This window comes from Synechocystis sp. LEGE 06083 (assembly GCF_015207725.1).
Classification (GTDB): Bacteria; Cyanobacteriota; Cyanobacteriia; order Cyanobacteriales; family Microcystaceae; genus Synechocystis; species Synechocystis salina.
Map to the genome: position 1 here is coordinate 1 of NZ_JADEWJ010000123.1, position 10,320 is coordinate 10,320.

Genomic DNA, 10,320 nt, shown 5'->3' on the forward strand with positions numbered 1-10,320 from the left:
AAGAGACAGCCCTGGACCCCCTCCAACAAAGCCAGCTTACCCCCTCAGAATTGCTGACTCTAGCGGATCAAAATGAAATGGATGCCGCCGTCGGTAGTTTGGACAGTACCCTGCACCATTGGCGAGATGGCCGGGCGATCGCCGCCAGGGAATGGATTGAGGAGTTATACCAGTCCGTACAGCCGGAAGCTAAATATCAAGGCTTTGCTTGCTTTTTGCCCCCATTGTTGAAAATTCTGCGGGAAGGCAACATGGCCCAACAATGGCTGAGCCAATATGAACGGGGTAAAAGTCCCCAAACCATTGTCCAGGAGGCGATTCTCCAAACGCAGACGGAGGAAGCCATGCTGGCCCAGGACCTCTGTTTACCCCTCACCAAAGCCCGGGATGAAATACTGAGTTTAGTCTGATGGCCTCAGTAGCTGATAAAAAATCATAAACTTTTGCCGAGGGGACAGTTTAATAACTGTTGTTTATCGATAGTTTGTGATCTCCATCACTGACATGGGAAAATATTTCTGACCATTTTTCGCATAAATCCTGATTAAATCCCGCAAAAATAACCTTTATGGTGAAAGTTGTCCTAGTTAATCCCCAAATACCCCCCAATACTGGCAATATCGCCCGAACTTGTGCCGCCACTGGGACAGAATTACATTTGGTCGGCCCCCTGGGTTTTGAACTAGGCGATCGCTATCTCAAACGGGCGGGATTAGACTATTGGCCCTATGTTGACCTCCATTATCACAATAGTTGCGAAGAATTTATTGCCCATTGGCGTATCCAGGGGGGTAACCTGCTCGGTTTTAGCGTCACTGGCACGGTTAATTTTTGGGACTATACTTACCAGCCCACGGATTGGCTGATGATGGGCAGTGAAACAGATGGTTTACCCCAGATGATGCGGGATTTATCGACCCAGTTACTTTGCATTCCCATGCCCCAATGTGAGGTGAGGAGCTTGAATTTAGCCTCCAGCACCGCCATCGCCCTGTTTGAGGCCAGGCGACAGTTACGCAGTCTTGGTTAGGAAGCTCTGCCACTGCAATGGGATGGGGCAAAAGTGACAAAATCGAACTAATGAACTGATAAGAAATTGTGATGGCTGGAGCGAATTAGCCAAGGACTCGATTCAATTAAAATTTCTGATTAAAAATAGACCTAGAACTGATGGTTCTAGGCGATCGCCGGGGGATTTTTTCCGAGAAAAGTAGGCAAAGCAGCTAGGGAAAAAGCTTGGCAGGGTAAGGAAATTTGCCAGAAACAAAAAGCGGAGACCTACGTCTAGGGGGTCAGTTAACCACTGATCTAAATTCGTTACTATTTTTCACAACTCTGTAAAAACAGGAATTTCTACCAGCTTGTCGAATCATTGAAAGCAGGTTAATCTTTCTTAGCAGTCTTCATTCTTCATTAGGTATATTGGCTCAGTCAGATTCAGTCGTGGAATTTAATCTCCCATCAAACCTGAAATGGCTGTGGCGGTCTAACAATCTAGCTCTAGGTTTTAGGCTCATTCACACACAAGGAGGTTCTTCTTGAAAGACGTACTCAATCAACCGGCGACATTTTTTCCCTCGTGTTCATCCCCTTCGATGGAGACTAGTTCCTATGATGGAAGCACTAAACAAGAGGGTAATGTGCCCCTGGGCGAAGGATACCGTCGGGTTCGCCGCTCTGCTGCAATGGTGGGTTTAGCTGTTTCCATGGGAGCAACGGGTATGTTGTTTTCCCAAACCGCCACCGCCGCCACCAGTTCTGGCAACTCCCCCTTGGCTGCGGTGAGTAACTTATCCCTAGACCAATCCCATGGCTCCCCCACTGAGTCCGTACTGGCTTCCCCTTCCCTGAAGCACCAAGTCAAAGAAGGTGAGTCCCTTTGGCAAATTAGCCAAGCTTTTCAAGTGGACGCCAAATCCATTGCCCTGGCCAATAGCATTAGCACTGATACGGCGTTGCAGGCAGGACAAGTACTCAGTATTCCCAGACCTAGTTCTTCAGTAAAAGCAGCTAACGACCAAGCTCCTGCTGCCACTATTCCGCCCCTAGCTCCCCTGGAGCAGACTGATTCCCTGGTTGTCTCTTCATCCTTAGCTCCCGGTCAGTCTTCTAGCACCGCTAATACCATTGCCGTTAAGCCCAAGGCCCAAACTTTAGTTGCCGATGTGAGTCGCCCGATGCAGGGCACCGTCGTTGAACCGTTGGAAGAAAAGTTAACTTCCCAAAGAATTAAAAGTACCGCTGAAGATGCAGGCATTAAGCTCGACACAAAAGCTTCCCTGCCCAGCCCCGTAGAAGTGGCCGCCGCCGCCCATGGCGATCGCCCCATTCCCATTGCCGTGGTAGCGCCGGAAGAGTTTACCGCCATTGAAGTTCAGCCTAGCTCCAGCCCGGCCAATCCCCAATCTATGCCCGTGCCTACTCTCCCCGCTGTGGCCCCAGCTCCCAGCAAAACCCAACGGCAAGATGAATCCTTAGCCTCTGGGGAAGATATTTCCTTAGATAATTTGCGTCAGAATGGTATGGCCCAGCCGGCCCAACCAGTGCAAACGGCGTTAAACATTGACCAGCCCGTGGCGATCGCCGTTATCCCCCCCGAAACAACCCCGGCGATCGTGGCCCAGCCTGCATTCCCCGGTACTCCGGTCGTGCTGGAAACTTCCCCTGCCATTGCAGCATTACCCTCGACTCCTACAGTTACTCCCGATGTTGATGGGCAAATATCCTACCAAGTTAAGCCAGGGGACACCCTCAGTCAGATTGCCCGCAGCCACGACATTCAGCCGGAAAAAATCCAACAAGCAAATGGTCTGAGTAATCCGGACGAGATCAAAGCAGAGCAGATTTTGGTCATTCCCCCTCCCATCACTGTGGCCGCAGTGCCGGAATCTGTGACCCCCAGCTTGCCTAGCTTTGTTTCTACCCAGCCGACGGCCCAAACAAGGGTAGCCAGAGCCCAGGAGGAGCCGGAAGCCCAATACCAAACCCAGCTAAAAGCAGAGGTAACCCAGCTCAATCAAACCCAACCGACCAGAACTCCGATGGTGCCCCAAAGGGCCGTGACCGTTGCCCGCCAAGTTAACAACGAAGCGGTTCCTGATTGGCAAGCCCGTTCCCCCCAAGCCCTACCTGTCAAGTTCAACCAGCCCCGGCAAGATTTAGCCCAATTACAACGGCAATATTCTCCCCAGGGACAAAGGAGTCAGTTTTCTACTTCCGTTGGCCAGTCCCAAATTATCGGTTCGGCCCCTAGCCCAGTGCAGGGCTACAACGACAGTATTCAGATTCCGGTTATCCAGGAAGTCAGCCCCGAGTTGCCGGGCTTGAGTACTCCTGATTTTCCCCGCGGTCCAGCCCAGTTTAATGGCTATATCTGGCCCGCTAAGGGAGTCTTCACTTCTGGTTTTGGTCCCCGTTGGGGCCGCATGCACCGCGGCATTGATATTGCTGCCCCCATTGGCACCCCTATCATGGCGGCGGCCTCTGGAGAAGTGGTCTTTTCTGGTTGGAACTCCGGCGGTTTTGGTAATTTGGTTAAAATTCGCCATGGTGATGGCAGTGTTACCTACTATGCCCATAACAACCGTTTGTTGGTGCGTCGGGGAGAATACGTTGAACAAGGTCAACAAATTGCGGAAATGGGGAGCACTGGCCGCAGCACCGGGCCCCACCTCCACTTTGAAATTCGGGTAGGCGGAACTAATGCCGTCAATCCTGTGGCCTTGTTACCCCGTAGTCGCTAGATTCTATTTAGTCGCCATACTGCTGGATCGTACCTCTTAAGTGTGTTTATTCCCCTGGGTTAGCTTCGTTGTTACTCACAGCATGAAGCCCGGGGGCTTTTATTTGAGGGGGCCACGGAATAAAGTTTTTGGACAACAAAAAAGGATAGGCCTTTCGGACCCATCCTTGCTTTATTTGAAGTTAAGTTTCAGTCAGTAACTAGTTGGCTTGGTGGGGCTGAATAACGCCATAGCCGCCATGGTTACGGATGTAGATGACGTTAATTTCATCGGTGTCCTTATTGCGGAACATGTAAAAGTCATGGTCCACCAACTGTAGCTGTTCCAGGGCTTCTTCAATGGCCATGGGGGGCATGGCAAAATATTTCATCCGCAACACTTCCGACGGTAATTCGGGAGCCCGATCGCCAATTAGATTTGCTTCCACCGGCTTGTCTTCAACGATTTCGCTAGTTTTGACATTGCCATGTTGCTTATCTTGGATACGTTCTTTATATTTCCGCAATTGACGGGCAATTTTATCGGCCACCAAATCAATGCTGGCGTAAAGATTTTCACTGCCTTCCTGGGCTCGGATCACTGTACCGTTGGCATAGACCGTTACTTCCGCCTTATGTTTGTTAGTAATGCGGGCGTTGCGGGCCACGGAAAGATGAACATCAACTTTGGTAGTTAGATTTTGAAAATGTTTAACTGCTCTCTCGACTTTTTCTTCCACGTAATCATGAATCGCTTCAGTAACTGTGATATTATTGCCCTGAATTAACAGTTTCATACTGAATTCTCCCTTCGTAAAATTAATAAAAAATGAGCAATGGTTGGGTTTTTGTGGATCTACCTTGGGTTCTAAAAACCAGGTTAGATTAGGCAACTATTCCCAGAAACAGTGGGGTGGAATCATTACTTGAAACGCCTTGTCGCTAAGGATATTGAAAGTATGGATCATTGAAGAAAGCACCATAAATTTGGGCTTAGTGATGAATTATAACCCTGACATTGTTATTCTTTGGTTCACTTTTAACCATCCCTAGGGTAGAGGTAAAGTCTTCCAGAGAATTGTGGTGGTAAATAATCAACCCCTAAGACTATCTTCAGATTAGCACTATGTATTGAATAAGACTTAATCCGTTAGGTGATTTTGACTTTCCTTTGCATCTCTTTACGTTTCTTAATTTCTGGCAACTTTAGCTTAATTCTGTTTCCGTTGTAGCGCCATGGCCAATCCTTCCTGTCGTCTATTATCGTTGGGGCTGGTGCCCTACTGCCAAGCCTGGCACTATCAACGCCAATGGGTCAGGGCTAAACAAGGCGATCGCCAACGGGAGGACGGACTGATGCTGTTGGAGCATCCCCCGGTCTATACCCTGGGCACTGGTTCCCAAACCAAGTATCTGAAGTTCGACCCGGAACATCCCCCGGCGGAATTGTGGCGCACGGAACGGGGCGGGGAAGTAACCTATCATTGTCCCGGACAATTGGTGGGCTATCCCATCCTGGATTTAAATCATTTCCAGAAGGACTTGCACTGGTATTTGCGACAACTAGAAGAGGTGTTGATCGTCACCCTGGGCAAATTAGACCTATCGGGGGAGCGTATTCCTGGTTTAACGGGGGTTTGGTTAGGGGGCCATAAGGTGGCGGCGATCGCCATTAAGGTCAGTGGCTGGATCACTTGCCATGGTTTTGCCCTCAATATTTGTCCTGATCTGGCAGGATTTAGCCAGATTGTGCCCTGTGGCATTGGCGATCGGCCTGTGGGGAGCTTAAACCAGTTCCTACCTGGTCTCACCGTTGAGGAGATTCGCCCCCTAGTTATTCAAGCCTTTGCCGAAGTCCTTCCAGTTACCTGGATCACCACTGGGGAAATGCCCCCCTGGCTCAGCGACGATGTTGCTTAGTTAACATAGGTAAGGGTTGGCGCTGGGTGCCACCACTAGGGGGTAAATAACGGCGCGGGGACTGTTTAACGGCGATCGATTTAGTTTTTTCTGACTGCCACCAGCGTATTCCCACCCCCAACAGAGCCACCATCAAGCCCAGGGAAAATAAGCTCCACTTGCCATCTATTCCCCCCAACACCATATCTACCGCCGCCACAATCAAAATGAAGCTGGAGATGGGCTCGCGGCGATAAAAAACTTTGACAAAACGGGGCCAGTAAAAGTTCATTCCTAAAATGTTCCAAAACCCTCTGGGGGAAGCTTACCTACAATATAGCTTTTATTTGCGATTCCTCTCGCCTGTAACATAGTGCGGTTGGGCGATGGGCAATCCATGGGGAACCAGTTAACAAGAACGCCGGCCAGGTTGGGCACAAAATCCACCGAGACGCCCGCCGATAACTTATGTCTACATAGTTTCTTAAAAATATGGGTCGCCTGGGATTCGAACCCAGGACCAATCGGTTAAAAGCCGAGTGCTCTACCGCTGAGCTAGCGACCCGTTGCGCCTCATTGGCACGATTTATAACGTTAACATAGCTTTTGTCCCATCACAAGCATTGGGCACTAATTTTTTTGAAGTTGGGTATTTGGCGAGGCGATAACATCGTGGCATTGCCCAGCAAAGCCTAGTTCCCTCGGAGTTAATTCCCGCTGAAACCTTCAACCTTAAAGTTATTTCAAAAGCCCATCTGCTCTCCAAGCTGGGGGAAGTAAGGAAAGGAAAGATCTACCCATACCAGGGAGTGAGTAAGGCGATTTCGGGGGCAGATTAAAACCTTGCCAACAAACTCCTAACCCTCGAAAGGTCAACGATAGGAGGCGGTTAACTTGGCAATTTTTTCCTCTTCCATGGGACTCAACTCCTGGGGCTTGCCCAACACGCCTTTATAGACCTTGATATATTCCCCGGCGGAACGGTACCAACTAAAGTCTGCCCCCATGGCCCGTTGCTGTAATTTTTGCCAATCGGCCTTGAAGCGAAAACCTTCCCAGGCCCTCACCATGGCGGTAAAGCAGTCCAGGGGCTCATAGCGGTCAAAGCAATAGCCAGTACCCGCTTCATTGATGGGGTCGTAGAAAGATACCGTATCCACCAATCCACCGGTACGCCGCACAATGGGGATACAGCCATAGCGCATGGCCATTAGTTGACTCAAGCCACAGGGCTCAAAGCGGGAAGGCATTAAAAACACATCGGCTCCGGCATAGACTCGACGGGAAAGGGCATCGTTATGGAGTAATTGCACCGCCATCCGTCCAGGAAATCGGGGCGCCATTTGCCAAAGTTGGGTTTCGTAATGGCGATCGCCAGTGCCGAGGATAATTAACTGGGAATCGGTATAGGACATGAAGCGGTCAAGAATCTGAATCACCAGATCAATACCTTTCTGTTCCACCAAGCGCGCTACTATGCCTACCAGCATGGCATTACGGTTAATTTCTAACCCCGTCTCCTCCTGGATGGCAATTTTATTTTTTACCCGTTTATCTAAACTTTTCGCGTCAAAGGCGCTACTAATAAAGCGGTCTTCGGCTGGGTTATAAGTCTCCGTATCAATGCCGTTGAGAATGCCAACTAAATTACCACTGAGGTAGGACAATAACCCCTCTAGTTTTTCCCCATAGGCAGGGGTTTGAATCTGTTGGGCATAGGTGGGGGAAACCGTGGTCACCCGATTGGCAAACTGGATCGCCGCCGCCATTACATTATCTCCCTGCATATACCAGGGACACCAAGTCATACTTTCCAACAAAGCCCGCCAGGGCCCTTGGTAGGCAAGATTGTGGATGGTAAATACAGTGGCAATGTCCGGGGATTGGTGCATCCAAACGGGGATCATGCCGGTGTGCCAATCATGGCAGTGGATAATTTCTGGCTTCCAGTGGTTCCAGGCAAATTCCGCCGCCCCGTTGGAAAAAAAGGTAAAACGCCAAGCCTCATCTTCCCCCCCATAGATACGACGGGAATCGAACACAGGATGGCCAAACAAATAAAGGGGAATGTCGGTATCGGGGAGGTTAGCTTGGTAAACGGCAAACTGCTGGAACATGGCTTCCCCTTTCCAGACCGGCTCCAGGGGCACATCAATTTTGTCGCTAATGAAACCGTAGTAGGGCATGAAAACACGGACATCATGGCCCAACTGATGCAGAACTTTGGGCAGGGAACCCACCACATCCCCCATACCACCTACCTTTGCTAGGGGGGAGACTTCCGCCGCCACAAATAAAATCTTCATACCGTCGTTAATTCCACTAATTGAGTTCGGGGCCTGGTTACCATGCTTTCCGCTCAATTATATGATGGTGCCGGTTCTCCATCGGGGAGTATGTCAGGTTAACGGCGACTTTTTTTCACTCTCTGGTTTGAGTTTTCCTAGGCTACTAAAGATTGGGAAGGGATTCCGGCGGAGTCGTTTTGGTCTTCTGGTTCTGGGGAAGCAAATCCTTCCGAGTCCAGTCCATCGGGGTTGATGCTGAGCTGTTCACAGGGAATAGTGTCGGAAATAATTGAGCTCGCCATCATGCCAGTGTGAATTTCCAACTGGGCACTGGGCACCGCCTCAAACACTAACCGTTGACCAGGGAACACAACTCTTTCAAAATACCAATTGGGGACATTGGTAATGCGAGCCACTTGAATTTGATTGGTGGCATTAACGTAGCAACAGAATAGGGCTGACGGCTGGTCGTTGGGGATGGGATCAAGAATTTGAGACATGGCAGGCATGGGATTTTATTAAAAAAAGGTCTTTTTACTATTCTGGACAAAGCTAACACCCGCTGATCCCGATCCGCTGTAAAGATAATTACAATCAAATTTTTTGACTCTGGCTTTGCCATGGGTTTAGGAAAATTTTTTCTGGGTATTTTATTTTGTCTTTGGCAATTACCTGGGGCTGGAACGGTTAAAATCTGGGCTCGGCAGCCCCAGCCAATCATTAAGATATATTACAATTGTGAGGAGGTGGGGCTAATCCCTCCCGTCGCTGATCTCACCCTACCAGTGTCCTAACGCCATGACCGATCGCCTTTTGTACGTTCGTCTTCCCTGTAACCCAATTTTCCCCATTGGGGTGGTTTATCTGGCGGACCATGTCCATAAATGCTTTCCGGCGATCGCCCAGCGAATTTTTGATTTAGGCACTATTCCTCCCCTAGATTTCAACCGCGCTTTGGATGAATGTATTGATGAATTCCAGCCGACAATTTTGGTTTTTTCCTGGCGGGATATTCAAATCTATGCCCCGGTGGGGGGAAGGGGCGGCAATCCTCTCCAGAATGCGTTTGAGTTTTACTACGGCAAAAATCCCCTGGTGAAACTGAGGGGAGCTCTGGGTGGTTTAAAAGTCACCAGCGCCTATTACGGCGAATTGTGGCGCAATTTGGGCTTAATCAAACGGGGGTTGCGGAGGGCAAAGCGTTATTGCAGTGATCCCCAAATCATTGTCGGGGGCGGTGCAGTCAGTGTTTTTTATGAACAGCTAAAAACCAAGTTGCCAGCGGGCACCATTGTGTCAGTGGGGGAAGGGGAGACGTTACTGGAAAAATATCTGCGGGGGCAAGCCATTGAGGATGAACGATGTTACGTGGTGGGCCGCAGTCAGCCCCGGCCCCGGTTAATCCATGAGCAGCCCTCCCCCATGGTCAAAACCGCCTGTGATTACGGCTACATCGAGTCCATTTGGCCGGCCTTTGACTATTACCTCCAGGAAGATGATTTTTACCTAGGGGTACAAACCAAGCGGGGTTGTCCCCACAATTGCTGTTACTGCGTTTACACCGTGGTGGAAGGGAAACAGGTCAGAATTAACCCCGCCGCTGAAGTGGTGCAGGAAATGCGACAGCTCTACGACCGGGGCATTCGCAATTTTTGGTTCACCGATGCCCAATTTATTCCAGCTAAAGTTTTCATCGATGACGTGGTGGAACTGTTGGAGGCGATCGCCGCTTCGGGTATGGAGGATATTCACTGGGCGGCCTATATCCGAGCTGATAATTTAACCCCACGGTTATGTGAACTGATGGTGCAAACGGGGATGAATTACTTTGAAATTGGCATCACCAGCGGCTCCCAGGAATTGGTGCGGAAAATGCGCATGGGCTACAACCTCCGCACCGTGTTGCAGAACTGTCGGGATCTGAAGGGAGCGGGCTTTAACGATTTGGTTTCCGTCAATTATTCCTTCAACGTTATCGATGAAACCCTGGATACCATCCGTCAAACCATTGCCTACCACCGAGAATTGGAAGCTATTTTTGGTGCCGAAAAAGTGGAGCCGGCCATTTTCTTCATTGGGCTACAACCTCACACCCATTTAGAAACCTATGCCCTGGACAAAGAAATCCTCAAACCAGGCTATGACCCCATGAGTATGATGCCCTGGACGGCCAAAAAATTACTCTGGAATCCAGAACCCCTTGGCTCATTTTTTGGTGAAGTTTGCCTCCAGGCTTGGCAACAAAACCCCAATGATTTCGGTCGGGAAGTAATGGATATTCTGGAACAACGCCTGGGCAAAGCTGATCTGGAAACCGCCCTCAATGCTCCCCTGCCCAAGCAAAAAAATTTCCCCCCCACCATGGCAGAGGGAAAAAAACTCAGTCCTATTTAGCTTGGCCAGATGCTGGCC

Annotated in this window: 8 protein-coding genes, 1 tRNA gene and 1 pseudogene; 5 read left to right on the forward strand and 5 right to left on the reverse strand. The window is 49.8% G+C overall.

What is annotated here, in order from left to right:
* The 3 genes and pseudogenes from IQ219_RS10745 to IQ219_RS10755 form a co-directional block, all read left to right on the forward strand.
* A pseudogene (locus tag IQ219_RS10745) lies at positions 1-410 on the forward strand (putative glutamate--cysteine ligase); the annotation flags it as partial.
* A gap of 158 nt (positions 411-568) precedes the next feature.
* Positions 569-1,030 carry a tRNA (uridine(34)/cytosine(34)/5-carboxymethylaminomethyluridine(34)-2'-O)-methyltransferase TrmL gene (gene trmL / locus IQ219_RS10750; protein WP_190596894.1) on the forward strand — a complete coding sequence of 154 codons (462 nt, stop codon included), beginning with the start codon at positions 569-571 and terminating at the stop codon, positions 1,028-1,030.
* 565 nt (positions 1,031-1,595) lie between these two features.
* Positions 1,596-3,743, forward strand: coding sequence for a peptidoglycan DD-metalloendopeptidase family protein (locus IQ219_RS10755; protein ID WP_194072590.1), 2,148 nt, complete (start codon positions 1,596-1,598; stop codon positions 3,741-3,743).
* A gap of 199 nt (positions 3,744-3,942) precedes the next feature.
* Here IQ219_RS10755 and raiA read toward each other — a convergent pair whose 3' ends face one another.
* Positions 3,943-4,518 carry a ribosome-associated translation inhibitor RaiA gene (gene raiA, locus IQ219_RS10760; RefSeq protein ID WP_190596890.1) on the reverse strand — a complete coding sequence of 192 codons (576 nt, stop codon included), beginning with the start codon at positions 4,516-4,518 and terminating at the stop codon, positions 3,943-3,945.
* Positions 4,519-4,957: 439 nt separating this feature from the next.
* Here raiA and lipB point away from each other — a divergent pair, with 439 nt between their 5' ends.
* The gene (lipB, locus tag IQ219_RS10765; RefSeq protein ID WP_194072591.1) at positions 4,958-5,641 is read left to right on the forward strand and encodes a lipoyl(octanoyl) transferase LipB; all 684 of its coding nucleotides are present in this window, start codon (positions 4,958-4,960) and stop codon (positions 5,639-5,641) included.
* Here the strand turns inward: lipB and IQ219_RS10770 are convergent.
* The 4 genes from IQ219_RS10770 to IQ219_RS10785 form a co-directional block, all read right to left on the reverse strand.
* Complete coding sequence (locus IQ219_RS10770) at positions 5,622-5,912, reverse strand: hypothetical protein (protein WP_194072592.1); 291 nt, start codon at positions 5,910-5,912, stop codon at positions 5,622-5,624. The two genes, lipB and IQ219_RS10770, sit on opposite strands and share 20 nt — an antisense overlap.
* Before the next feature lie 201 nt (positions 5,913-6,113).
* Positions 6,114-6,185: transfer RNA gene (locus IQ219_RS10775), tRNA-Lys, on the reverse strand.
* Between the two features lie 307 nt (positions 6,186-6,492).
* The gene (glgA, locus tag IQ219_RS10780; RefSeq protein WP_194072593.1) at positions 6,493-7,926 is read right to left on the reverse strand and encodes a glycogen synthase GlgA; all 1,434 of its coding nucleotides are present in this window, start codon (positions 7,924-7,926) and stop codon (positions 6,493-6,495) included.
* Between the two features lie 137 nt (positions 7,927-8,063).
* The gene (locus IQ219_RS10785; RefSeq protein WP_190597033.1) at positions 8,064-8,408 is read right to left on the reverse strand and encodes a DUF1830 domain-containing protein; all 345 of its coding nucleotides are present in this window, start codon (positions 8,406-8,408) and stop codon (positions 8,064-8,066) included.
* Positions 8,409-8,706: 298 nt separating this feature from the next.
* On the opposite strand from IQ219_RS10785, the gene IQ219_RS10790 reads away from it, so the two are divergent.
* The gene (locus IQ219_RS10790) at positions 8,707-10,302 is read left to right on the forward strand and encodes a photosystem II high light acclimation radical SAM protein (RefSeq protein WP_194072594.1); all 1,596 of its coding nucleotides are present in this window, start codon (positions 8,707-8,709) and stop codon (positions 10,300-10,302) included.
* Positions 10,303-10,320 lie beyond the last annotated feature (18 nt).